We start from the raw sequence: 22111 nt of genomic DNA, 5'->3' as shown, positions 1-22111 counted from the left end.
GGGCGTAACGCCCCTCTGGGCGAAAGGAGATTTTAATGTCCGGGTTTACCGCCAATCGTCCCGCCGAACATCGCCAGACCATTTTGATGTGCTGCGACGACAATTACTTTCCCTTCGCCACATTGCTGGCGCAGCAGATCTCGGATGCGTTCCCGGAACGCCAGTTTGACATCTGCATCCTTTATAGCGGCGATTTCCCGCAACACCCGATCATTGAAACACTGGGCCTGCGGCTGCTGGAAATTGAAATTCCGGAAAGCTGGCAGGGGCTGGCCACGTCGAAAAAAATCACCCTGGCCGCTTACCTGCGGATCATCGCCCCGCGGCTTCTGGCCGATGATTACGACCGAATTCTCTATCTCGACAGCGACATGATCTATCAGCGCGGCGATATCGAAAAGCTGATTGCGCTTGATATCGGGGATCACGCGGTTGCCGCCGTGCGGGACAATTACCAGCACCGCGCGCCCAATCGCCTTGCCGCGGAATTCAAGGCGAACAACAAAAGCGTCGCCCCCTATTTCAATTCAGGCATGTTGCTGATTGATGTGCCGAAATTCATTGAGCTGGGCATTGAAGAGAAAAGCTTTGAATGGACCAAGAACCGGGAGAAAGGGCCGCGCGTCAAGCATGATCAGCGGGCGTTGAACCTCGCGCTTCATGGCGACTGGGCCGAGCTTTCGCCGGTCTGGAACTGGCCCTGTTTTCATCGCTATTTCTTCCTGACCCATTTCATTGATCCGTGTTTCATCCATTTTCTCAGCTCGCGCAAACCGTGGCGGGATGTGAACGGGATCTATTCGGCAACACATGTCCGGGTTATTCACGACCATCTTGCCAAGCACTTCCCCGAAGCGGCCAAGGCGATGCCGGAGCGTCCCAAACCGGGAACGGAATTCGGAAAATGGCTGTGGATCTTTGTCCGCCATGCGCTCGATTACCGGCGCATTGCGCCTTATCTGAACCGGTTCTCGGGCGATTTTGACGTCAAAACCAAGTAGCCCCTGTTGGCCGAGGGGCGCGTTCCGGGTCCAGGGTCAGAATTTGAGGGCCTTACCCCTCCAGATCAGGCACCTTGGCCTTTTCGGGCGTGACCCCATGCCAGTTGCGTCCAGCGGCAACAATGCAGCTTACGCCGTTTGCATTGGTCACGAGGATGGTAAAACTACCGGTTTCCGGTGAGGACCACACCTCCAGCAATTCCTTGTGGTTTTGCAACCCACCACCAACCAGCCCTTCCCTATATTGGCCGGACAGCTTTTCAACCAGATCAGGTCTGGGGGCGCAGCTGGGCATGGCATGTGCAGCCGGGATCGGCGGTGCCAGAGAGGCCACTCCGAAGATCAGGGCCGAACTCACGAGACGTTTGAACATAACAGTTTCCTTTCCGTATGAACCGGACAAGCTGCACTGTTGTTGATAGTTGTTTACGCCTCTTGGGCAGCCCGCCCATCTGTGATTTATGTCTGTAATAGATATGGGGATTGCTCCGAAAACCTGCCCGTCGCAGGGCGACACAGTTTCGTGACCTTTCCCTCGCCTGTTTGGAGTATATCAAAAAATGGCTTCAAAACCAAGAGCTTGGCAAAGGATGCTGTCTGGACGAAGGCTTGACCTGCTGGACCCGACCCCGATGGATATCGAGATTGAGGACATTGCCCATGGGCTGGCATTTGTGGCGCGCTGGAATGGGCAGACCTTGGGGGATTATCCCTATTCGGTCGCGGAACACTCTCTTTTGGTTGAAGAAATCTACGCACGCCTTTATCCGAAGGCCCCCGTCAAATGGCGCCTTGCCGCACTTTTGCATGATGCCCCGGAATATGTCATCGGGGACATGATTTCGCCGGTTAAAGCGGCGGTTGGGGCGGGTTATGGCGATCTGGATGAACGGCTGACCACCGCGATCCACGTGCGGTTTGGCCTGCCCGCGAAGATCCCTGTGACGATCAAGAAAGCAATCAAACGCGCCGACAAAATTTCGGCCTGGCTTGAGGCCACGCAGATTGCGGGGTTTTCGGTGCAGGAGGGCAACCGCCTGTTCGGCACACCAAAGCCAGAAATCATTCATGGGCTGGATATTCAGCTGCGCCCACCCCGCAGCGTGCGCGAGGCTTTCACGGCCCGCCATACGGAATTGTTGCTGCAATTATGATCTCTGTTCGCCCCGCCACCCCCGACGATGCCGATGGCATGAGCGCCGTGATCACCCCGATCCTGCGAGGGTGGAACAGCAACCGGCGCGGCGATGCAGAACATATGCTTGAGAACTACATCCAACGTCCTCATTCGATCCGCTGCAGCGTCGCCACCTCCGAGGGGGGGCAGATTATCGGTTTCCAGTCATTGGTCCTCGCTACCAAGGATAACCCTTACGATACACCCGTAGGCTGGGGCATCATCGGCACGTATGTGGCGTTGGATGCCGGGCGGGGTGGAATCGGCCGTGCCTTGTTTTCCGCATCACAAAATGCGGCTCTAACCGCTGGATTAGAGACGATTGAGGCCGCAATCGGTGACACCAACGAGCTGGGCCTGGCATATTATGGCGCAATGGGGTTCAGGACCTATGCCGCCGAACCCGGGCTGATCCGTAAACGGTTTGATCTTTTCTGAAGTCTCTTACGGGGTGCAGGTCAGTCCGCTGGAGCGATCCCCGCTCTGCCATCCCACAAACCGCTCGCGGGTGAAGGCCAGAACAAGCGCGCCCCATTGATGCCGCGCGATGACCCCTGACGGGCAACCTTCCAGCAAAAGGGGGCGGTGCGCGCCCAGCTCTCGATCCAGCACCGGAATGACGCCAGATGGCGACCGGCCAAAATCAATGCGTTGCCCCTGCGGCAGAACCAACAGGCCCCCATCATCAGGCACAAGAGTGATCTTTGAAGGTCCGGGCTGAGGCACAGCCATCTGGCAGGCCGCCAGCAATGCAAACATCGCCAGCACCCGAAAGGGGCGCCAGGTCACGATCCCTGCGCCGCTTTTTGCGCCTCACGCTCAGCACGCAGAGCACGACGGCGCTGCCGAAGGTATTTGAAATATTCCTTATACCCTTTGCCGTATTCCAACCCGCTTTCTGCCCAGAGCGTCTTACGCTCCTCCTCGTCCAGATTGACCCAGGACGTGCTGTCGGAAATAAACCCGGCCTCAGCCAGCATCTGCCCGAGTTTGGCAAAATCCGGCTCACCATAGGACAGGCGATTCGACTTGGGCTTGTCTTCGGGCACCCATTCCGTGAGCAGCGCATCGAACTTGTGCGAGGTAACCCCGGTGAAACTGTCCACATGCATCTTGAGAAACCCGACTGCGCCATCTTCGCGCCGCAGGATCATGCCGATCTTCTGGTCCTTGTGACCAACCATTGCGGCGATGTGAAAGGCGGACCCGTCCAGCCCCAGAATGGTTTTGGCCGCTTTGTATTTTGCCACCTGTTCACGCAGGCTGTGCTGTTCGGGGTAGAACACTTCATACCCTTCATCCCGCATTTTCTGTTCAATGCGGGCCTCGCCCAGCACACCGCCAAGATGGCTGCGCAAAGCAGTGCGAGAGACATAAAGCCTTTCCGGCCCATCCGGCGCGACATCCTTGGCGAAATGATCATGGATCATGGCCCGCATGGGGGCGGTGCCGTTCGAAATCTCACCCAGGCCGAACCCCTGCCCCGGCACGATCAGCTCTTCCACCTCGGTCGGATCCGAAACAATCCTGATCTCCTTGCGAATGCCAAGCAGATCGAAAAAATCGGTCTGAAACCCAACCATTTTCGATTTGTTGCGGGGGCGTTTGGGGATGAAGATGATCCCTTCGATCTCATCTTCTAGCTCGTGATAAGGCCAGAGACGACCGGTGCTTTCGACCAGAAAATGGCCAAAATGCATCCACAGCACACCGCCCCAGAGCCACTTGCCCTTGAGCTTTTCCTTGGGTTCAGCGGGCGTGGGTTCCTCGGTCAGCGGGCGATAACGCCGCCACAGGGCTCCCTCGGCGACATACTGCCCGCCGGCTTCAAGAATACCTGCGTTCTGGACAAAATTGCTTTCGGTCGCCGGCAGGATCATGGCCTTTTCAACGCGGCGAATATCGACCGACCAGCCCCCATCGGGCATGGGCGGCTTCAGTTCAGATTTGCTGCCCATGGACCCTCACATCTTTACTTTGGACTACGCTTTGCAAGTATTCTTTGTAGCGTTCTGCGGTGCATATTCAAGCGCCGTGCGGTTTCAGAAACGTTACGATCGCAAAGTTCATAGACCCGCTGGATATGTTCCCAGCGCACCCGGTCGGCCGACATCGGGTTTTCCGGAGGCGGCGGCAGTTCGTCTGATTTTGCCAAAAGCGCATTGGTGATGTCATTGGCATCCGCCGGTTTCGACAGGTAATCCGTGGCCCCCAGCTTGACCGCAGCCACGGCGGTGGCAATCGCACCATATCCGGTCAAAACCACCACCCGAGCATCCGGGCGTTTCTCGCGGATCACCTCGACCACGTCCAGACCATTGCCATCCTCAAGCCGAAGATCCACCACCGCATAGGCCGGGGGACGGGCGGTTGCGATGGCCTTGCCAGCCGTGACCGAGCCCGCCATTTCCGGCTCAAACCCGCGTTTTTCCATCGCACGCGCCAGCCGACGCAGGAATGGTTCGTCATCGTCGACCAAAAGCAGCGACTTGTCTTCGCCAATTTCGTAAAGGTCCTGCTCTGACATGGCACCCTCCCTCGGGTCGCTTGCAATCACATGAATTTATGTAGGGGTTTGCTCCGCCGGGGTCAAACTCTCCGCAGCGTTATCAGCCATGCCGTCAGCGCAATCACCCGTTATTTGGCAGCATCAATGAAACAAGAAACCCGTTTTGCCATGTCCTGAGCGGTATCGTCGCGTTTGAAAAACTCCAAAAAACCATCTTCCGGCGTGACCAAGTAGGTGAAGGTTGAGTGGTCCACCAGATAGTATTCCGGATCCCCATCCTGTTTTCGGTAGTAAGTCTTGTAGGCCTGGCTTGCCGCTTTGACCTGTTCGGGCGTTCCGGTCAGACCAATCATGTCGGGATGAAGGTAGTCCGTGAAATCGCGCACCTCTTCCACGCCATCACGCTCCGGATCAATCGAGATGAAGGCCATCTGCGCATCATACCCATCGGCCTGCAGAAGATCGAGCGCCTCTGCATTGCGGGCATTGTCCAGCGGGCAGACATCCGGACAGAACGTATAGCCGAAATAAACCAGCGTCGGCTTGGTAATCACATCCTTGTCGGTCACCGATTTGCCGTTTTCATCGGTCAGCTCAAACGGCCCCCCGATCGACGCAACCCCGGTGCCCACAGCCGAGGCACGACATTGCGCAAACTTGTCCTCGCCCGCCCCGCTGGTCACATACCAGGTTGCCCCCAAAAGAGCGGCCACGGTCACAGCGGCCCCCACTGCATAAACGCGCATCATCGGCCTTCTCCTATCTGCCTGTTCTGCCCAAATCGGCTCGTCACCCCATGCCCCGAAACCGGAAAGCTTCCCCTCCCGTATCCGATTGCACATTTCAGATACAACACCACATCAAAACGCTTTAACAAGAGTGCAGGATGCCGCAACCCCTTGCCCCAACAAATTTGAGACAGGAGCGCCCGCACATGTCTGACCCCTCTCAAACTCCGGGAGTCGCCCCGGTCGGCGGGCAATGGGTTCGCCTGCGCACGCTGATTGTTCTGCGCTGGGCCGCCATTCTGGGCCAGATTGTCGCCATCGTGGTGGCGATCCGGTTTTTCTCACTCGACATCAATCTGCTGCTGGTAGGGATTGCGATCAGCATGGGGGCCTCAGCCAATCTGATTGCGTTGGCCTTCTACCCCCGCAATGCCAGGCTGAACGAACAGCAGGCCACGCTCTGGCTGTTGTTCGACACGTTGCAACTGGCCTTCATGGTGTTCCTGACCGGCGGATTGCACAATCCGTTCATGGTGCTGATCGTGGCCCCGGTGACGGTGGCCGCAACTGCTTTGTCAACGCGCTCGACCATGGTTGTAGGGGGCGCCGCAGTGGCGGCGACAACCATCGTGGCCGATTTCAACCTGCCGCTCCAGACCCAGGCCGGCTTTGCCCTGCGTATGCCCGAGATCTTCGTCTTCGGGCTTTGGGTTGCGGTGGTGGTGTCGATCGGCTTCATCGGGCTTTACACCCGCCGCATCTCCTCAGAAATCAAATCCATGTCAGAGGCATTGCTGGCCGCGCAGATGGCCCTGGCCCGTGAACAGAAACTCACTGATCTGGGTGGGGTTGTTGCCGCCGCCGCCCATGAGCTTGGCACGCCACTGGCCACGATCAAACTGGTTTCCTCCGAACTGGTTGAAGAACTGGACGGCCATCCCGACCTGATCGAGGACGCCCGCCTGATCAATGAACAGACTGACCGGTGCCGGGACATCCTGCGGTCCATGGGGCGCGCGGGCAAAGACGACATGCATATGCGCTTTGTGCCCCTGTCCGCCCTGATCGAGGCCGCCGCCGAGCCGCATATGGACCGCGGAAAAGAGATCAGCATCTCAATCGAAGGGGAGGAAACGGAACAGCCCATTCTGGCCCGCCGCCCCGAGATCATTCACGGGCTGCGCAACCTGATCCAGAATGCGGTGGATTTTGCCTCGACCGCCGTCTGGATCGACCTCAGCTGGACCGACCGCACCATCACAATCCGCGTGATTGATGACGGGCGCGGATATGCCCCGCATTTGATTGACCGGATCGGGGACCCGTTCCTGCGCCGCCGCTCCTCTGATCCGCAGAACCTCCAGCGCAGGGAATATGAAGGCATGGGGCTGGGCCTGTTCATCGCCAAGACGCTTTTGGAACGCACCGGGGCACGGCTGAGCTTTGCAAACGGGGCAGAGCCCTATACCGGGCGGCCACACCCGCGCGAAAAATCCGGCGCCATTGCCCAGGTAAACTGGCGGCGCGGCGATTCGGGCCTTGAACAGAAGGAGAACATGCAGGCCCTTGGCGAAAACCAGCAGTTCCAATAGCGTAAATTCCTTAGAAAAAAGGGGGACGGCGCCAAGGTTAAACGTTCATTAACCTTCCTCCCGCAAGATTTGGACAGGGTTAACAAACCCCAATCTTGGGACAGGAAAAATGCTGAACTCTCTTATGGCCGCCGCAATGGTGCTGACTGCTTTCTGTGTCGCACTCGCCGCTCTTTATGTTCTTACGCTGACCACCTCGAGGCGACACAAACCGCTTGGGCAGGTCGCAAATGCGGAACGTGACACCGCGATTTTCCTGTTTGACGATCAAAAGGTCATCGACGCAACTGAGCGCGGATGGCAGTTGCTTGAATCCACCGAGCGACCGAGTAATGCAACGGATTGGCAGCAGCTGACATCCCTGTTGCATAGCTACTTCCCTGACTTTGAAACCCGCATGTCCGAACTGGCCGAGTTCGGCGAAGTGGATCTGGCCGCCAAAGATGCCGATTGCCGCCTGCGCGCGCAATGGTGCAACGGACTGGCCCGAATCGAGTTTGTTGAAGAAGCCCATTCCAAAGGTGTGGACTACCATCGCCTACACGCCTTGAGCGATGAAGTGGCCAGCCTGCGCTCCACGACAGACAATCTGCCCTTCCTGATTTGGCGCGAAGACGAAAACCGTACGATCACTTGGGCAAATCATCACTATCTGGATCTGGCCGATACACAGTTTCCGAGCGGGAATGCAAGCTCATGGCCACCCCGCAAACTGTTTGACCGCCCGCAGCCTGCAGAAGAAATCGACCCGGACCAGCCCCGCCGCATCGCGCTGGCTGACGGGCAAAGCGGACAGCGGAAATGGTATGAGCTGCACGAAACCATTCTGGGGAATGAAACCGTCGTAACCGCCCTGCCGGTAGACCGGCTTGTCAAAGCCGAAAACAGCCTGTCGGATTTCGTCGCCACCCTGACCAAGACATTCGCGCATCTGCCAATTGGGCTGGCCGTGTTTGATCGCAAGCGTCAACTGGCACTGTTCAATCCCGCCTTGACCGATCTCGTCGCCCTGCCGATCGAATTTCTGGTTGGCAAACCCACGCTGTTCAGCTTCCTCGACCATCTGCGCGAAAAGCGGATGATGCCGGAACCAAAGGACTACAAATCCTGGCGTCAGCAAATGTCCGAACTTGAAACAGACGCGGTGAATGGCACCTATGAGGAAACCTGGTCCCTGCCCTCTGGTCAGACCTATCGCGTCACCGGACGCCCTCATCCGGAAGGGGCGGTGGCGTTCATGTTCGAAGACATCACTGCCGAGATTTCACTGACCCGCCGGTTCCGGACCGAGCTTGAAATGGGACAGTCAGCACTGGATTGCATCGATGATGCCATCGCCGTGTTTGCCCCCGGCGGCACTCTGGCCATGTCCAACACCGCCTATGCCCGGCTCTGGGGCAATGATCCCGAGACCTCTTTGATGGATGTGACCATTTCGGATGCCTGCATGACCTGGCGCCACAAGTCCCGTCCATCAGATATCTGGGACAGAATCCAGATCGCGGTGTCCAACCATGCCAAGCGCGAAACCCTGGATGGAACATGCTACCTGTTAAATGGGCGCGAAGTGACATGCCGCGTGATGCCCATGGTCCGTGGCGCCACAATGGTCCGGTTTACGCCCTCTGCCAAACTGCCGGCCTCTCCGACGCGCAACCGCACCCTGCAGCAAAAACACGACACGGCACCACCTTCGCTCACCGCCCCCCGCTCTGCGGTTTGAAACCATAACACCGGGTGAACCGCCCCCTTGGCGCAATCAGGCTTGCACCCGTTGGGACACAGACCCATAGTCGCGGCATGAGTATTGCCCACCCGATTGATCACCTTTTCGAAAGTGCCGACCACAGCGCCGCCTTTGCCATCCGCCTAGCCCCAATGCTGCACCCGGGGGATGTGATTTTGCTGCAAGGCGGGATTGGCACGGGCAAGACGCATTTTGCCCGCAGCCTGATCCAGGCCCGGCTTGCCGCCATTGGCATGTGCGAGGATGTCCCCTCGCCCACCTTCACATTGGTTCAGACCTATGAGGACGACAGAACCGAGATCTGGCACGCGGACCTTTACCGCCTCACCCACCCGGATGAGGTTGATGAGCTTGGCCTGATCGACGCTTTTGACGACGCCATTTGCCTGGTGGAATGGCCGGACCGTCTGGGCGATCTGACCCCCGAAGGTGCCTTGCTGATTGACTGGTCCACCACCGATACCGAGGGAGAGCGCCGCGCGCATTTCATCTGCCCAAGCCCGGATTGGGAAACCCGCATTCGTGAGGCGCTGGCATGACCAGAGACACCCTCAAAGCGGCCTTCCTGAATGAAAACGGATTGTCGGCCGCACCCCGCACACCTCTGGCTGGGGATGCATCCTCGCGCCGATACGAACGGGTGGCCGACAAGGACCGTTCTTTGGTGCTGATGGACGATCCCAGTGATACGGGGCAAAGCCTCACGGCTTTTCTTCACATGACCGCCCACCTGCGCCAGCTCAACCTGTCCGCGCCTGAAATCATCGCGGTCGATCTGCCCCACGGGTTCGCCCTGCTTGAGGATCTTGGCGACACGGTTTTTGCCCGAGAGGTCCTGCGGGATCCGACACTCGAATTGCCCCTGTATCTTGCTGCCACAGAGCTGTTTGAACCACTGCATCACACCCCGCCCCCAGAAGGCATCCCCCATTACGGACCGTCCGAAATGGCCCAGGCCACCGACCTCGCCTTTCTGTGGTATCAGGCCGATATGCAATCGGTCCTGAGCGCGGAGGCAAAGGCGGTAATGTCAAATCTGGAAACGCTGCTTCGTCAGCTTTCCGCCCCAACCGTGCTGTCGCTGCGGGATTATCACGCCGAGAATCTGCTCTGGTTACCTGACCGTGAAGGGCCAGCACGGGTGGGACTGCTGGACTATCAGGACGCCGTTGCAACCCATCCGATTTATGACCTGGTGTCCCTGATCCGCGATGCCCGGCGGGATGTGCATCCTGACATCGCCAATCAATGCCTGTCCCATTTTGCCACCATGAAGGGCATGTCGACCGAGGACACCCGTTTCGCCGCCGCCCTGATCGCCGTGCAGCGCAACCTGCGTATCCTGGGTATATTTGCACGCCTGTCACGTCAGATGGGGAAACCCGGATATGTCGATCTGATCCCCCGGGTCTGGCGCATGCTGCTACAAGATCTGGATCATCCTGAATTGTCAGGCTTGAAAACCCAACTGCGCCCATTGCTCCCTGACCCAACACCCGCATTTCTGACCAGACTGAGAGCCCCATGCCCAACGCCATCATGATTTTTGCTGCTGGATTTGGCACACGCATGGGGACCCTGACCGCGACACGCCCCAAACCAATGATCAAGGTCGCAGGCCGCCCCCTGATTGATCATGCCCTTTCGCTGGCAGAAGGGGCGGGGCTTTCGCGTATGGTGGTCAACGTGCATTACCTGCCGGACCAGCTCATCGGTCACCTCAGCTCAAAGAATGTTGCGATTTCAGACGAACGGGACGCAATCCTTGAAACCGGCGGTGGACTGCGCAAGGCACTTCCCCTGCTTGGTCAAGGCCCCGTGGTCACGCTGAACTCTGACGCCGTATGGACCGGCCCCAACCCGATCGACACCCTTCTGAGGGCATGGGACCCCGAAAAGATGGATGCCCTTCTGGCGCTTGTCCCCAAGGAGCGCGCCAAAGGGTATACCCGCCCGGGCAACTTTCTGATGCAAGATGACGGAGGCCTGACGCCGGGGGACGGGCTGGTCTATACCGGTTGCCAGATCATTCGCACCGAACGGTTTTCTACCCACCCAAAAACCGCCTTCTCCATGTGGGAGATCTGGAACCAGATGTTTGCCAAGGGCCGCGTCTATGGCGCGATCCACACCGGAGGATGGTGCGACGTCGGACATCCAGAGGGCATTGAAATTGCAGAAGAATTATTGACCTCAAATGTTTAACCCTTCAGAGTCCCCCCGCCTGTTTGCCCTTCCCCCTGGCGTTGATTTTCCGAAATCCGTGGTCGAAGGGTTGCTGGAACGCTGCTCCGGGATGCGCCCGGAAGACGTCAGCCGGATCGAGGTTTTCGTGAACACGCAGCGCATGCAGCGTCGCGTGCGCAAACTTTTTGCCGATGGAGGAGCACGGCTTCTCCCACGGATTAGGGTGCTCGGCGATATCGGGCGCGATCTCGATATGGCAGGGCTGCCCCCGGCGGTTTCGCCGCTCCGTCGCCGGTTGGAACTGGCCCAGCTGGTTGGCCGTCTGGTCGAGCAGGAGCCGGATCTGGCCCCTCGCAGTCTGATTTTCGATCTGGCAAACAGCCTGTCCGACCTCATGGATGAGATGCAGGGCGAAGGGGTCAGCCCGGACAAGGTGCACGCCCTCGATGTATCCGACCAATCAGGGCACTGGCAACGCGCGTTAAAATTTGTGTCACTGGTTGAACATTTTCTGGGCGACACCGCAAAAACCCAGCCAGACAAGGAAGGCCGTCAAAGACAGGTGATCGAAGCCCTTGTGGCACAATGGCTGGAAACACCTCCGGATCATCCTGTGATCATCGCCGGTTCCACCGGGTCACGCGGCGCAACAGCATTATTGATGCGGGCAGTCGCCAAATTGCCCCAAGGGGCGGTGATCCTGCCGGGGTTCGATTTCGACATGCCCGCCTCGGCCTGGGCGCAGCTGGATGATGCTTTGCTTGGTGAAGATCACCCACAATATCGTTTTGCATCCCTATTGCAGTCGCTGGACATGTCCGCAGAAGACGTGCGTTCATGGTCTGCAACTCCGCCGCCCAACCCCACGCGAAACCGGCTCCTGTCCCTTGCTCTGCGCCCCGCACCGGTGACCGATCAGTGGCAGATAGAAGGCCCCCGTTTTGGGAATGTTCAAACGGCAACGCGCAACCTGACCTTGATCGAGGCCCGATCTCCCCGGCACGAAGCCCTTTCCATCGCATTGGTTATCCGCGAGGCCGTCGAGCGTGACGACCCCATCGCCCTGATTACACCGGATCGCAATCTGACCCGCCAGGTGACAGCTGCGCTGGACCGTTGGGGCATCGAACCGGATGACAGCGCCGGACGCCCCTTGGTCCTGTCCGCACCAGGTCGCCTGCTGCGCCACGTAGGAGATCTGTTTCTGAAGGAGATCACTGGCGATTTGCTCTTGGCAATTCTCAAACATCCTCTGACCCATAGTGATCAGGATCGCGGCAATCACCTGCGCTGGACCCGAGATCTGGAGCTGGAGGTGTTGCGGCGCGGCTTGCCTTACCCCACACCTGACGCTCTGCTCAACTGGGCCGCAAAGCGAGAGGCGGATGAAGACCTGCAGGAATGGGTAAGTTGGATAAATAAGTCTCTACTTCGGCCAATAGACACGAAATCACAGTCACTAGCGGACTGGGTTGACCATCATATCGCTCTTACAGAAACCATTGCATGCGGCCCCAAAGGTGAAGGCTCGGGGGCGCTTTGGGAAAAAGCAGCGGGGCGCGAGGCACTGAAAAAGGTCACCGAACTGCAGGCCGAAGCCCCCTATGGCGGGGACATGTCCGTGCAGGACTATATCAGCCTGTTCGCCAACCTGATGAACCAGGGCGAAGTGCGTGATCCTGTCACCCCGCACAAGGGGGTTATGTTTTGGGGAACGCTGGAAGCACGGGTGCAGGGCACAAACACCGTGGTGCTGGCCGGGCTGAACGAAGGAAGCTGGCCGGAACCGCCAGCGCCCGACCCGTGGATGAACCGTGTAATGCGCCAGCAAGTGGGACTGTTGCTGCCCGAGCGCCGTATTGGGCTGTCTGCACATGATTTTCAGCAGGCGGCCGCCGCAGAAACGGTCTATCTCACCCGCGCCTCGCGGAATGAGGAGAGCGAAACAGTGCCGTCCCGCTGGGTCAACCGTCTGGTCAACCTTCTGGAAGGCATGTCGGAAGACGGGGCAAATGCGCTTGCGGATATGAAGGCACGAGGTGCCAAATGGACAACTTGGGCCGAGAAACTCGACACAAAAACAGACCCTATTTCACCACAAAAGCGCCCCTCTCCCCGCCCACCTGTCAGTGCGCGTCCGACCCGGCTTTCCGTTACTCGCATCTCAAAACTGATCCGGGATCCCTATGCAATCTATGCGGAGCAGGTGCTGAAATTACGACCTCTGCGCCCGCTCCACCAACCCCCGGACGCCCCGCTGCGCGGCACGGTTCTTCACAAGATATTCGAGCGGTTCATTTCTGAGCGCCCCGAGGATGAACGCGAAGACGCTGCCAAACAGCGCCTTCTGGCCGTGGCCGAAACCATACTTTCTCAAGAGGCCCCCTGGCCCGCGACGCGCGCGCTGTGGCTTGCAAAACTCGAACGGGTTGCCGATTGGTTTGTTCAGGAAGAGGCCAAGCGCCGGGAAGTTTCAAAAAATATCGCCAACGAGGTGAAAGGGCAGATAACTCTGGAGGAACTGGGATTTACCCTCTCCGGCACGGCTGATCGCATTGACCAGAATCTGGACGGGTCACTTAGGATTTATGACTATAAAACCGGCAGCCCCCCCACCGAAAAAGTGCAGAAACACTTTGACAAGCAATTGCTTCTCGAAGCGGTCATGGCGGCTGAGGGTGGGTTTGAAGGCATCGCCGAAACTCCGGTCAGCCACGTTGCTTATATCGGTCTGGGGGCCAAACCCGGCACCAGTGAAATCCCGCTCAGCCCGCCGGAAATCGAGCAGATCCGCGCCGAGTTGGTCACACTTATCAGTGCCTATTACAGCCCAAAACAGGGGTATTTGTCCCGCCGCGCGGTTCAGGAGCAGCGTTTTGGCGGCGACTATGACCACCTCGCCCGGTTCGGGGAATGGGATGACAGTCAGGAAGGCAGTGACGAAGAGGTGAGCCTGTGATGTTCAACGAAGCCACGCAGCGCCAGATTGATGCCGCAGATCCCGGCAGCTCCACCTGGCTGTCCGCCAATGCTGGGTCGGGAAAGACACGCGTGCTGACAGACCGTGTTGCGCGTCTGCTGCTGGACGGGGTCAGCCCGCAGAACATTCTGTGCCTGACCTACACCAAGGCCGCTGCCAGCGAAATGCAGAACCGGCTGTTCAAACGGCTTGGGGAATGGGCGATGAAGGACGATGACGCCCTGCAGAACGCCTTGGCGGACCTTGGCATCCCCACAGCTGCGCACGACTTACGCCAGGCCCGCCGACTGTTTGCGCGGGCCATCGAAACCCCTGGCGGTCTGAAAATCCAGACCATCCATGCCTATTGCGCTGGGTTGCTGCGAAAATTCCCGATGGAGGCCGGGGTCTCTCCGCAATTCAAGGAAATGGACGATCGCGCGGCAAAGCTTCTGCGAACGGAAATCATCGACCAAATGGCGCAGGAGCAGCCTGAATTGGTTGCCAATCTCGCCCGCTATTATACCGCCGAAGACTTTGATGGTCTTGCCGCGGACATTACTCATAACCGTTCCCATTTCCTGACAAACATATCTGAAAGCGACATTCGGAAATGGTTCGATATTCCTGCCACCCTTACCGAGCAACAGGTGCTGGAGAGGGCGTTCGCACCCGGAGATGGGCTGGTTCTGGAACGGCTTCTCCCCCTTCTGAACCCGGACAACCGAAATGACGCGGCATCAGCACGGAAATTGGCCGCGATCTTGCCGTTAAAAGCGTCAATTCAGTCTCTCATCCAGCTTGAAACGCTCTTTTTGTCAGAAAAGGGCGCGGGGGCCGGGCGCCCGAAAAAGACATTTCCCAGTGCCGCCGTCAAGAAGGACACTGGCAAGGACCTGATGCCACATCTGGAACAGATGATGGAGCGGGTTGCAGATACAAAACCTCTCCGATCTGGGCTGTATTCGGCGCTGAAAACAACTGCCCTACATCAATTCGCCACCCGGTTTGTTGCCCATTACGAATTGGCCAAACAACAACGCGGCTGGCTTGATTTTGATGATCTGATTGTCAAGGCAGGTGATTTGCTGACCGACCCGGCGGTTGCGGCCTGGATCCTCTACCGTCTGGACGGTGGCATTGACCACATCCTGGTGGATGAAGCGCAGGACACCAGCCCGGCCCAATGGCGCGTGATTGACAAACTGTCACGCGAATTCACCAGCGGTCTGGGCGCGCGCGATGACGTCAACCGCACCATTTTCGTGGTCGGAGACCCCAAGCAATCCATCTATTCCTTTCAAGGGGCACGTCCGGACAAGTTTGAAGAAATGCGGGACAGTTTCCGCGACAAGCTTGGGCAGATTGGAAAGCCGTTTCAGGACCTCCCCATGGAGTTTTCCTTCCGCTCATCCCCGGCCATTTTGCAATTTGTCGACCATGCCCTGCATGATCAGGGTGGGCTGGGGGATGCGTTCAAACACCGCGCTTTTTTCGACAAACCGGGTCGGGTTGACCTGTGGCCGGTGATCGAACCGGTGAAGTTCGAGGAAACCCGCGACTGGTTCGATCCCATCGACAAGCTGGGGGAAGAAGATCACCGCATTCAATTGGCCCGCAAGATTGCCCGTGAGATCAAAAGGATCATCGAAACAGAGTCTCTTCCCGCGGAAAATGGCGAAAGCAGGCCGGTTCATGCGGGGGACTTTCTGGTTCTGCTGCGCAAGCGCAGCGACCTGTTTCATGAAATCATTCGCGCCTGCAAGCAGGAAGGATTGCCTATTGCGGGCGCAGATCGGCTGCGTATTGGGGGGGAGCTGGCGGTTAAGGACCTGAAGGCCCTGCTCTCATTTCTTGCCACGCCTGAAGATGATCTTTCCCTGGCCTGTGTGCTGCGCTCACCTCTGGCGGGTCTGAGCGAACAGGACCTGTTTAGGCTGGCCCATCCCCGCGGCAAGAACACCTATCTCTGGCGGGCGCTGCGGGATCAGCGTGAACACTTTCCGACGCTGGTTCAAATGCTAACAGAGCTGCGGGATGATGCCGACTTTCTGCGCCCGTATGAACTGATTGAACGGGTGCTGACGCGGTTCAATGGTCGCAGCAAACTGCTGGCGCGTCTGGGGCAAGAAGCCGAGGATGGCATTGATGCGCTGCTTGCACAGGCGCTTGCCTATGAACGTCTGGAAACACCCAGCCTGACCGGTTTTGTGAACTGGCTCGAGATGGAAGAGGTCACCATCAAGCGCCAGATGGATACCGTGGATCAACAGATCCGCGTGATGACCGTGCACGGATCGAAGGGATTGGAAGCCCCGATTGTCATCCTTCCCGATCTTGCCCGCAGTCAATATCGCAACCGGGACGAGCTGGTTGAGCTGGACGGCGGCCACGCGATCTGGAAACCCTCGACGACAGATCGCACAACAGCGGTTGAGGCAGCCTTGGCGCGCGATCGCCAGGCACAGGAAGAAGAGGCCACACGGCTGCTTTACGTGGCGATGACCCGCGCGGAGCAATGGCTTATTCTGGCCGCCACCGGGACAATCGGGAAAGCACCAACCGAGTGGTACAATATCGCCACCGAGGCCATGGAGCGTGCAGGCGGCACGATTGTCGACTTGGGCGAGAACAGCTTCCGCAGGTTCGAACTCGGGCTCTGGCCTGCCCAGGCGGCGGCGCAAACAAAACCAGCACCCCAGACCGAAGTGTCAGACAGCTTGCCGAAATGGGCAGCGGAACCAGCAAAGCTTCCCACCGAGGAACTGGCTCTGGTCTCCCCTTCCGATCTGGGGGGAGCAAAAGCCATTTTCGACCCTAATCAGGCGGAACTTGACGAAGAAAGTGCCAAGCGGCGCGGCCGGCAAATCCATCTGTTGCTGGAGCATCTGCCGAGTTATGCACCCTCTCTCTGGTCCGAATACTCCCAAACCCTTCTGTCCACCGGGGATGACAGTGCCCCGCCTGAAGACATTGCAGAAATCCTGAAAGAGGCGCGAGGGGTTTTAACCTCGGCTGAGCTGGCACATATTTTCACACCCGACACCCTTGCCGAGGTTGAGGTGACCGCCCCATTGCCCGGATATGACCGGGTGTTGTATGGCATTATCGACCGGTTGATCGTGGCCGAGCACACCGTCACCGTGGTCGATTTCAAGTCAAACCGCGTGGTGCCAGCGTCTGCAGCCGACACGCCCGAAGGGGTATTACGGCAGATGGCAGCCTATCGGGCAGCACTTTTGCAGATCTATCCACAGCACAGCATTGAGGCCGCGATCCTGTGGACCCATCACGCAAAACTGATGCCGCTTGACCCCAACTTGCTGGAGGAGGCATATCGGCGCCTTGACGTTGGCGGGGCGGCTCCATAGGTTCAGGGCCAACTCGAATTCTCAGGAGATATGACATGGCTACTGTTGCCGTTACCGACGCCACTTTTGACGCAGAAGTGCGCAATTCCGACATCCCCGTTGTGGTGGATTTCTGGGCTGAATGGTGTGGTCCGTGCAAGCAGATCGGTCCGGCACTGGAAGAGCTGTCAGCCGAATATGAAGGCAAGGTGAAAATCGCCAAGGTGAACGTGGACGAAAACCCGAATTCTCCGTCTCAGCTGGGTGTGCGCGGTATTCCGGCCCTGTTCCTGTTCAAGGATGGGCAGGTTGTATCAAACAAAGTGGGCGCCGCACCGAAGGCCGCACTGCAATCCTGGATCGACGAAAGCATCTGATCCAAGTTGATTTCACGTGGAAAGCCCCGCAATTTGCGGGGCTTTTTGTTTTGCGGATCAGGCTGGCACGCCTGCCCCTTCTTTTTGTCCCAGATTGATCTGCACCACCGCACTGATATTCATCATCACGGCATAGAGCAGCCCGGGCACCATCAAGGCAGGTTGGGCCAGAACGGAACCAGCGACAAACATGGCCACGGCCACGTTCTGCAACGACGCCTCGACCATGATGGCGCGCGCCTGCGACCAGCCAAGGTTTGCCGCACGGGCCGCCATCGCTGCCAACGCCAGGGCGCCAAGGTTCAGCGCGACCACGGCCATGCCGACTTCGGCCAGATTGTCCTGCATCGGTCCCCAGTTCTGCACAAAGGTTGCCAGAACCATCGCCGCAAAGATTGCTTTGGCCATCGGCTCCAGCACACGGGCAAGACGCGCCTGCCAAACCCTGGAAACGGCCCCCAATCCCATGCCCAAAAGCATCGGCACGATCGACACTGCCAGCATGGCGCCACTCAGCTTGGCGATACTGGCAATTCCCGAAAATCCAGCCACGTCAAAAAAGGCAAGAACGGCTGGAATAGAGACTGATGCAAGCAGGGTCGTGACAAGTGTCATCCCCGTCGACAGGGCCAGATCCGCGCGGGCCAGATGGGCAATATAGTTTGAGGTCACACCGCCGGGCGCCGCCGCCACCAACACCAGCCCCGCCTGCATGACGGGGGACAGGCCCAACGCCTGACCAAGCAGATAGGCCAGAACCGGCAGGGTCACCATCTGCACCAGCAATCCGATGCCCAGCGCCTTGGGATTTCGAAAGACCACGGCAAAATCGCGCGGGGACAGGCGCAGACCAACCACCAGCATCAAAAGCGCCAACCCCAAAGGCAAAAGTTTCGCCAGCAGTTCCGTCATCACCCATACCTTTCTGTGAACATGTTTCGGTTCACTTTACGGGTAAACTGCGCGCCCATCATGACAAATATCAAGGTTTTCGACGGCCTGAACCGCTAATCAGAAACGGAAACTGGAGACCACAATGCAAAACCGCCGTTCCTTTCTTATCACCACATCGCTGGCCTCTCTTGGGCTGAGCCTGCCCGCCTTGGCAGATACCAACCTGCCTGCAGATACCACTCAGGATGATCAACCTGTGCGCCGTCGCTATCTGATGGAAGACACCTATGGAAACATCGTCAAGGATGAGGATCTTCAGGGTAAATTCGTGATGATCTATTTCGGGTATATGAGCTGCCCGGATGTCTGCCCGACGTCGCTGTCGACCATCGCCAATGTGATGGAAAAGCTGAGCCCTGAAGATATCGACGGGCTTGCGGTTCTGTTTGTCACCGTCGATCCGAAACGCGACACCCCCGAGAAACTGCGCGAATACCTTGCCTTTTTCGATGAGCGCATCATCGGTCTGCGCGGCCCCAAAGCCTATACCGATCACATGGTGAAAGCGTTCAACGCAAGATATGAGTTCTACGTGCCAGACCCGGAACATCCGGAAGATTACGGTGTTGATCACACCGCCTCGATCGCCTTTGTGGCCCCTGATGGCAGCCTGATCAAACGTTTCCCGCACGGGATGCACGAAGAAAAGATCCAGGCCTATATCGAAGCCGCGATGCGCTCGGCGCGTGAAATGCAATGAAGCTGAGCCGCCGTCATACATTGCTGGGGTTGGCCGCGAGTATGGCCAGCCCGGCCTTTGCGGATAAGGGCGCAGTGGGCGACCCCCTTCCCTTCGCAGCAGATCTAGCACAAACGGTTGAGAACGGCCCCTCCGCCCTTGCCCTGAAAATCAAGGATGAGGACAAACAGCCTGTCGATATTGCCAACTGGCTGGGCAGTTGGACATTGCTGAGCTTCTGGGCGCCCTGGTGCAAGCAATGCCGCAACGAAATGCCCTCAATTGCCCGGATGAACCGGCAGTTGGACCACGAACGCGTGCGCCTTCTTCCCTTAGCGTTCGATTGGCGTGGCCCCTATTTCGTGCGGAAATTCCTTGATGAGATCAACGTGACGGATCTACCGGTCTACATGGGTGATGGTGAAAACCTTGACGCCACGCTGGGGCTGTCCCGGCTGCCCACCACGGCCATTCTGGACCCGGAAGGCGTGTTGCGCTTTACCATTGCAGGTGAGGCGATCTGGGATGATGAAAAGACCCTGACCTGGCTGAACTCGCTTGAAATCTGAGTTTCCAAATTAATAAAGGGGCGGTTGAGCGCCCCTTTGGACTGTCATTTCGACTGTTGTTTTCCCATGGATGTCAGACCAGGTCCGATCGGCTGAACCGCCAGAAGCCCAGCCCCGCAAAGATCAGCCCCAATGCGATCGGATAACTCAGCGCCCAGAGCACATATCCCACCACACCGAAATTATCCAAGATCACGTAACTTGCCGGCCCCAGCAGGATCAGTTGCGGATCAAACAGGATCATGGAAGCGGTGCGGAAACTTTGCAGCGGGTTGGCCAGCGCGATGCCAATCACGAACTCGGGGATAAACTGCGCCTTGATCAGGATCGACAGGAACAGAAGGTCCAAGAGCGCCACCAGAATCAACCAGATCAGAAGGCTTGCACCCAGCGCAATTTCTGTGGATCGCGACAGGGATGACAGCAGGAAGCCCAACCCCAGAAAACACGTCGCCAAGGCGGCTGTCAGGCCGGAATAGAGACCAACATGGCGCCAGGGGATCTCATGCCCCTTAACCGCGCCAAACAGGGCCGCAATGGCCAGTGCCATCAGAACGGGAACCAGGATAAGCGCCAGCCGGGCCAGAAACCGGCCCCAGAACCAGGTGCCCAGACCGATGGGAAAAGCCAACATATACTCGAGGTTTCCCGCCTCGCGGTCCCCGACCATGGAGCGCGCCGTGACCACGATGATAAACAATGGCAACACCGCCATCGTGATCTGAATATAGGTAACCAGCAGGCGGGACAGCCCGGTAAAGCCGAGCACCCGGCTCTCTGACACGCCGGTAAAGATCAGCAGCAGCATAAGACCAATGGTCACAGCTGCGTAGAAATGGAACCAGCGCGACCGCAGGCTTTCCTGGAGCTCAAGCCGAAGCATTTGCCCCAAAGAGGTACGAATAGGTTTTGTCATTATGATGCGATCTCTTCCACAGGCAGGCAACGGCTTGACAGGCCACGCGCCTTTACCGTTTTCACCATGTCCTCAAAGCGAACCGTTCCCGGTTCGGCGCTTGGAACGGCAGCAAACCCGTAATCCATCGGGCTGACGGTGTCCGGGTGGTAATAAGACGTGCGGGCATCAAGCCAATCTTCGCCGTTATTGCTGTCCATCACCCAAAACTCAACATCAGGTTGGTCTTTCCAGTCCTGCATGTCCAACCAATGCACCGCATCGCCAATGTCATCAAACTTGACCAGACGCCGGTCCGGCCCGCCGCGCACCTCGGCGCCGTAGCGGGGATCCGAGATGATCATGCCGCAAATCTCACAGGTTTCACGCCCCCAGCGAATGGGTTCCGGCCCCTCGTTCTTTGGCTTGCAGGCAGCGACAACCGGCGTGGCAACAAGCATCGCCAACACGGCTCGTCGGGAATGATTTTGCGAACAACGGCACATGGCGCGGTCCTTTTCCTAGACGTTGTCTGAACCGTCCGTTTCCAGCGACAGACGGTCCACAAGACTTGCATATCGACTGAGCAATCCCAAAAACCGCAGCGTGTCGCCCGCGGGAACCTGCCCTTCGAACAGAGTGTTGTCCGCAGTGACAAACCCCCATTCCGCAAGCGCGCTTGCAAAAGTGGGATGCGGGTCCGACAGGCCGATGCGACAGGAACGGAATTGCCCGGCCTTGAGCCTGTCTACCACACTGTCGTCAAGCACCACTTGACCACGGTCAAGCTCGATCACCCGGTTCACCAGCGGCGCCACTTCCTCCAGCCGGTGGGATGCAATCAGCATCGAGGCGTCCCGGCGTTCGGCCAGAAGATCGATAAACACCGCCCGCGCAGCCGGGTCGAGATTAGCAGCGGGTTCGTCAAAGATCAGCAGATCCGCCGGGCGCGCCAGCGCAATGGTCACAAGGACCTTCTGTTTCTGCCCGCCAGACAGCCTGTAAAACGGGCGCGAAGCGATCTCTTTCAGATCAATGCCCATTTCCCCGGCAATCATATCCATCTTGACCGGATCCGCCGCCGATCCCTTGGCCGAAAAGGCCAGCAATTCCCCCACCGGCATTCGCAGGGGCGGCGGCATCTGCGGCACAAAAGCGACCCGCGACAGCATATCAAGATCGCGACGCCCCTTGCCTGCGCCATCAAACGCAATCCCGCCAGCAAAGCGGTAATGGCCGAGCAGGCACCGAAACAGCGTTGTTTTCCCTGCCCCGTTCGACCCGATAAGCGCAATCCGGTCACCGGCTTTGATCGACAGGGTCAGCTCATCCAGAACGGCCCGTTTTTCGAACCGTTTGGTCAGCTTGTTGATACGAATCATGCCCA

Annotated in this window: 22 protein-coding genes; 13 read left to right on the top strand and 9 right to left on the bottom strand. The window is 58.2% G+C overall.

Annotation, left to right across the window (positions count from 1 at the left end; all coding sequences use genetic code 11):
- Positions 1–35: 35 nt before the first annotated feature.
- Positions 36–1001: a glycosyltransferase family 8 protein gene (locus K3J57_RS14400; protein ID WP_259785474.1), complete on the top strand. Its 966-nt coding sequence runs from the start codon at positions 36–38 to the stop codon at positions 999–1001.
- A 52-nt stretch (positions 1002–1053) separates the two neighbouring features.
- Here the strand turns inward: K3J57_RS14400 and K3J57_RS14395 are convergent, their stop codons facing one another.
- Positions 1054–1374: a hypothetical protein gene (locus tag K3J57_RS14395; RefSeq protein ID WP_259796433.1), complete on the bottom strand. Its 321-nt coding sequence runs from the start codon at positions 1372–1374 to the stop codon at positions 1054–1056.
- A 187-nt stretch (positions 1375–1561) separates the two neighbouring features.
- Here K3J57_RS14395 and K3J57_RS14390 point away from each other — a divergent pair, with 187 nt between their 5' ends.
- Positions 1562–2155 carry an HD domain-containing protein gene (locus K3J57_RS14390; protein ID WP_259773531.1) on the top strand — a complete coding sequence of 198 codons (594 nt, stop codon included), beginning with the start codon at positions 1562–1564 and terminating at the stop codon, positions 2153–2155.
- Positions 2152–2616 (top strand): GNAT family N-acetyltransferase, encoded by a 465-nt coding sequence (locus K3J57_RS14385; protein WP_259792723.1) that lies wholly within the window; start codon positions 2152–2154, stop codon positions 2614–2616. The genes K3J57_RS14390 and K3J57_RS14385 overlap by 4 nt, the downstream gene beginning before the upstream one ends.
- A gap of 6 nt (positions 2617–2622) precedes the next feature.
- On the opposite strand, the gene K3J57_RS14380 is transcribed toward K3J57_RS14385, so the two are convergent.
- From K3J57_RS14380 to K3J57_RS14365, 4 genes are all read right to left on the bottom strand, one after another.
- On the bottom strand, positions 2623–2967 hold the full coding sequence (locus tag K3J57_RS14380; protein WP_259792720.1) for a hypothetical protein: 345 nt from the start codon (positions 2965–2967) through the stop codon (positions 2623–2625).
- Positions 2964–4136, bottom strand: coding sequence for a glycosyltransferase family 61 protein (locus K3J57_RS14375; protein ID WP_259796429.1), 1173 nt, complete (start codon positions 4134–4136; stop codon positions 2964–2966). Before K3J57_RS14375 ends, K3J57_RS14380 begins: the two co-directional genes overlap by 4 nt.
- Before the next feature lie 14 nt (positions 4137–4150).
- A complete protein-coding gene (locus tag K3J57_RS14370; protein WP_173486169.1) occupies positions 4151–4705 on the bottom strand; it encodes an ActR/PrrA/RegA family redox response regulator transcription factor in 555 nt (184 codons plus the stop codon).
- A gap of 110 nt (positions 4706–4815) precedes the next feature.
- Positions 4816–5436, bottom strand: a complete 621-nt coding sequence (locus tag K3J57_RS14365; protein WP_259792714.1) for an SCO family protein — start codon at positions 5434–5436, stop codon at positions 4816–4818.
- A gap of 185 nt (positions 5437–5621) precedes the next feature.
- Between K3J57_RS14365 and regB the strand changes: the two genes are divergently transcribed.
- The 8 genes from regB to trxA all read left to right on the top strand — a co-directional run bounded on the left by regB (position 5622) and on the right by trxA (position 17627).
- Positions 5622–7007: a sensor histidine kinase RegB gene (gene regB, locus K3J57_RS14360; RefSeq protein ID WP_173486171.1), complete on the top strand. Its 1386-nt coding sequence runs from the start codon at positions 5622–5624 to the stop codon at positions 7005–7007.
- Between the two features lie 109 nt (positions 7008–7116).
- On the top strand, positions 7117–8730 hold the full coding sequence (locus tag K3J57_RS14355; protein ID WP_259792710.1) for a PAS-domain containing protein: 1614 nt from the start codon (positions 7117–7119) through the stop codon (positions 8728–8730).
- A 77-nt stretch (positions 8731–8807) separates the two neighbouring features.
- The gene (gene tsaE, locus K3J57_RS14350) at positions 8808–9293 is read left to right on the top strand and encodes a tRNA (adenosine(37)-N6)-threonylcarbamoyltransferase complex ATPase subunit type 1 TsaE (RefSeq protein WP_259792708.1); all 486 of its coding nucleotides are present in this window, start codon (positions 8808–8810) and stop codon (positions 9291–9293) included.
- Positions 9290–10297 (top strand): aminoglycoside phosphotransferase family protein, encoded by a 1008-nt coding sequence (locus K3J57_RS14345; protein ID WP_259792706.1) that lies wholly within the window; start codon positions 9290–9292, stop codon positions 10295–10297. Before tsaE ends, K3J57_RS14345 begins: the two co-directional genes overlap by 4 nt.
- Positions 10279–10959, top strand: coding sequence for a nucleotidyltransferase family protein (locus K3J57_RS14340; RefSeq protein ID WP_259792703.1), 681 nt, complete (start codon positions 10279–10281; stop codon positions 10957–10959). Before K3J57_RS14345 ends, K3J57_RS14340 begins: the two co-directional genes overlap by 19 nt.
- A 58-nt stretch (positions 10960–11017) precedes the next feature.
- Positions 11018–13900: a double-strand break repair protein AddB gene (addB, locus tag K3J57_RS14335; protein WP_311196488.1), complete on the top strand. Its 2883-nt coding sequence runs from the start codon at positions 11018–11020 to the stop codon at positions 13898–13900.
- Positions 13900–17271: a double-strand break repair helicase AddA gene (gene addA / locus K3J57_RS14330; protein ID WP_259796425.1), complete on the top strand. Its 3372-nt coding sequence runs from the start codon at positions 13900–13902 to the stop codon at positions 17269–17271. Before addB ends, addA begins: the two co-directional genes overlap by 1 nt.
- Before the next feature lie 35 nt (positions 17272–17306).
- On the top strand, positions 17307–17627 hold the full coding sequence (gene trxA / locus K3J57_RS14325) for a thioredoxin (RefSeq protein ID WP_173486178.1): 321 nt from the start codon (positions 17307–17309) through the stop codon (positions 17625–17627).
- A 57-nt stretch (positions 17628–17684) separates the two neighbouring features.
- On the opposite strand, the gene K3J57_RS14320 is transcribed toward trxA, so the two are convergent.
- Positions 17685–18539 (bottom strand): bile acid:sodium symporter family protein, encoded by an 855-nt coding sequence (locus tag K3J57_RS14320; protein WP_259796421.1) that lies wholly within the window; start codon positions 18537–18539, stop codon positions 17685–17687.
- Between the two features lie 124 nt (positions 18540–18663).
- Here K3J57_RS14320 and K3J57_RS14315 point away from each other — a divergent pair, with 124 nt between their 5' ends.
- Together K3J57_RS14315 and K3J57_RS14310 are read left to right on the top strand one after the other, a co-directional pair.
- Positions 18664–19281 carry an SCO family protein gene (locus tag K3J57_RS14315; protein WP_259785450.1) on the top strand — a complete coding sequence of 206 codons (618 nt, stop codon included), beginning with the start codon at positions 18664–18666 and terminating at the stop codon, positions 19279–19281.
- Positions 19278–19829, top strand: a complete 552-nt coding sequence (locus K3J57_RS14310) for a TlpA disulfide reductase family protein (RefSeq protein WP_259776187.1) — start codon at positions 19278–19280, stop codon at positions 19827–19829. The genes K3J57_RS14315 and K3J57_RS14310 overlap by 4 nt, the downstream gene beginning before the upstream one ends.
- Before the next feature lie 73 nt (positions 19830–19902).
- On the opposite strand, the gene K3J57_RS14305 is transcribed toward K3J57_RS14310, so the two are convergent.
- Genes K3J57_RS14305 through K3J57_RS14295 form a run of 3 tightly spaced genes read right to left on the bottom strand, consistent with a single transcriptional unit; the run spans position 19903 to position 22106 of the window.
- Positions 19903–20745, bottom strand: a complete 843-nt coding sequence (locus K3J57_RS14305) for an ABC transporter permease (protein ID WP_259796418.1) — start codon at positions 20743–20745, stop codon at positions 19903–19905.
- The gene (locus K3J57_RS14300; protein ID WP_259776185.1) at positions 20745–21191 is read right to left on the bottom strand and encodes a hypothetical protein; all 447 of its coding nucleotides are present in this window, start codon (positions 21189–21191) and stop codon (positions 20745–20747) included. The genes K3J57_RS14305 and K3J57_RS14300 overlap by 1 nt, the downstream gene beginning before the upstream one ends.
- A gap of 54 nt (positions 21192–21245) precedes the next feature.
- The gene (locus K3J57_RS14295; RefSeq protein WP_259778403.1) at positions 21246–22106 is read right to left on the bottom strand and encodes an ATP-binding cassette domain-containing protein; all 861 of its coding nucleotides are present in this window, start codon (positions 22104–22106) and stop codon (positions 21246–21248) included.
- Between the last annotated feature and the right edge of the window lie 5 nt (positions 22107–22111).

It is taken from the genome of Aliiroseovarius crassostreae (assembly GCF_025137635.1).
Taxonomy (GTDB): Bacteria; Pseudomonadota; Alphaproteobacteria; order Rhodobacterales; family Rhodobacteraceae; genus Aliiroseovarius; species Aliiroseovarius crassostreae.
The sequence above is the reverse complement of the archived record's forward strand: the minus strand, read 5'-3'. Positions and strand labels throughout refer to the sequence as shown.

Bases quoted from the DNA above. Each gene is read 5' to 3' on its own strand.
- K3J57_RS14385 (WP_259792723.1), top strand. From the start codon at position 2,152: ATGATCTCTGTTCGCCCCGCCACCCCCGACGATGCCGATGGCATGAGC.
- K3J57_RS14295 (WP_259778403.1), bottom strand. From the start codon at position 22,106: ATGATTCGTATCAACAAGCTGACCAAACGGTTCGAAAAACGGGCCGTT.
- regB (WP_173486171.1), top strand. From the start codon at position 5,622: ATGTCTGACCCCTCTCAAACTCCGGGAGTCGCCCCGGTCGGCGGGCAA.
- K3J57_RS14365 (WP_259792714.1), bottom strand. From the start codon at position 5,436: ATGATGCGCGTTTATGCAGTGGGGGCCGCTGTGACCGTGGCCGCTCTT.
- addA (WP_259796425.1), top strand. From the start codon at position 13,900: ATGTTCAACGAAGCCACGCAGCGCCAGATTGATGCCGCAGATCCCGGC.
- trxA (WP_173486178.1), top strand. From the start codon at position 17,307: ATGGCTACTGTTGCCGTTACCGACGCCACTTTTGACGCAGAAGTGCGC.
- K3J57_RS14400 (WP_259785474.1), top strand. From the start codon at position 36: ATGTCCGGGTTTACCGCCAATCGTCCCGCCGAACATCGCCAGACCATT.
- K3J57_RS14395 (WP_259796433.1), bottom strand. From the start codon at position 1,374: ATGTTCAAACGTCTCGTGAGTTCGGCCCTGATCTTCGGAGTGGCCTCT.
- K3J57_RS14370 (WP_173486169.1), bottom strand. From the start codon at position 4,705: ATGTCAGAGCAGGACCTTTACGAAATTGGCGAAGACAAGTCGCTGCTT.
- K3J57_RS14345 (WP_259792706.1), top strand. From the start codon at position 9,290: ATGACCAGAGACACCCTCAAAGCGGCCTTCCTGAATGAAAACGGATTG.
- K3J57_RS14390 (WP_259773531.1), top strand. From the start codon at position 1,562: ATGGCTTCAAAACCAAGAGCTTGGCAAAGGATGCTGTCTGGACGAAGG.
- K3J57_RS14320 (WP_259796421.1), bottom strand. From the start codon at position 18,539: ATGACGGAACTGCTGGCGAAACTTTTGCCTTTGGGGTTGGCGCTTTTG.
- K3J57_RS14305 (WP_259796418.1), bottom strand. From the start codon at position 20,745: ATGACAAAACCTATTCGTACCTCTTTGGGGCAAATGCTTCGGCTTGAG.
- K3J57_RS14310 (WP_259776187.1), top strand. From the start codon at position 19,278: ATGAAGCTGAGCCGCCGTCATACATTGCTGGGGTTGGCCGCGAGTATG.
- tsaE (WP_259792708.1), top strand. From the start codon at position 8,808: ATGAGTATTGCCCACCCGATTGATCACCTTTTCGAAAGTGCCGACCAC.
- K3J57_RS14355 (WP_259792710.1), top strand. From the start codon at position 7,117: ATGCTGAACTCTCTTATGGCCGCCGCAATGGTGCTGACTGCTTTCTGT.
- K3J57_RS14340 (WP_259792703.1), top strand. From the start codon at position 10,279: ATGCCCAACGCCATCATGATTTTTGCTGCTGGATTTGGCACACGCATG.
- K3J57_RS14315 (WP_259785450.1), top strand. From the start codon at position 18,664: ATGCAAAACCGCCGTTCCTTTCTTATCACCACATCGCTGGCCTCTCTT.
- K3J57_RS14375 (WP_259796429.1), bottom strand. From the start codon at position 4,136: ATGGGCAGCAAATCTGAACTGAAGCCGCCCATGCCCGATGGGGGCTGG.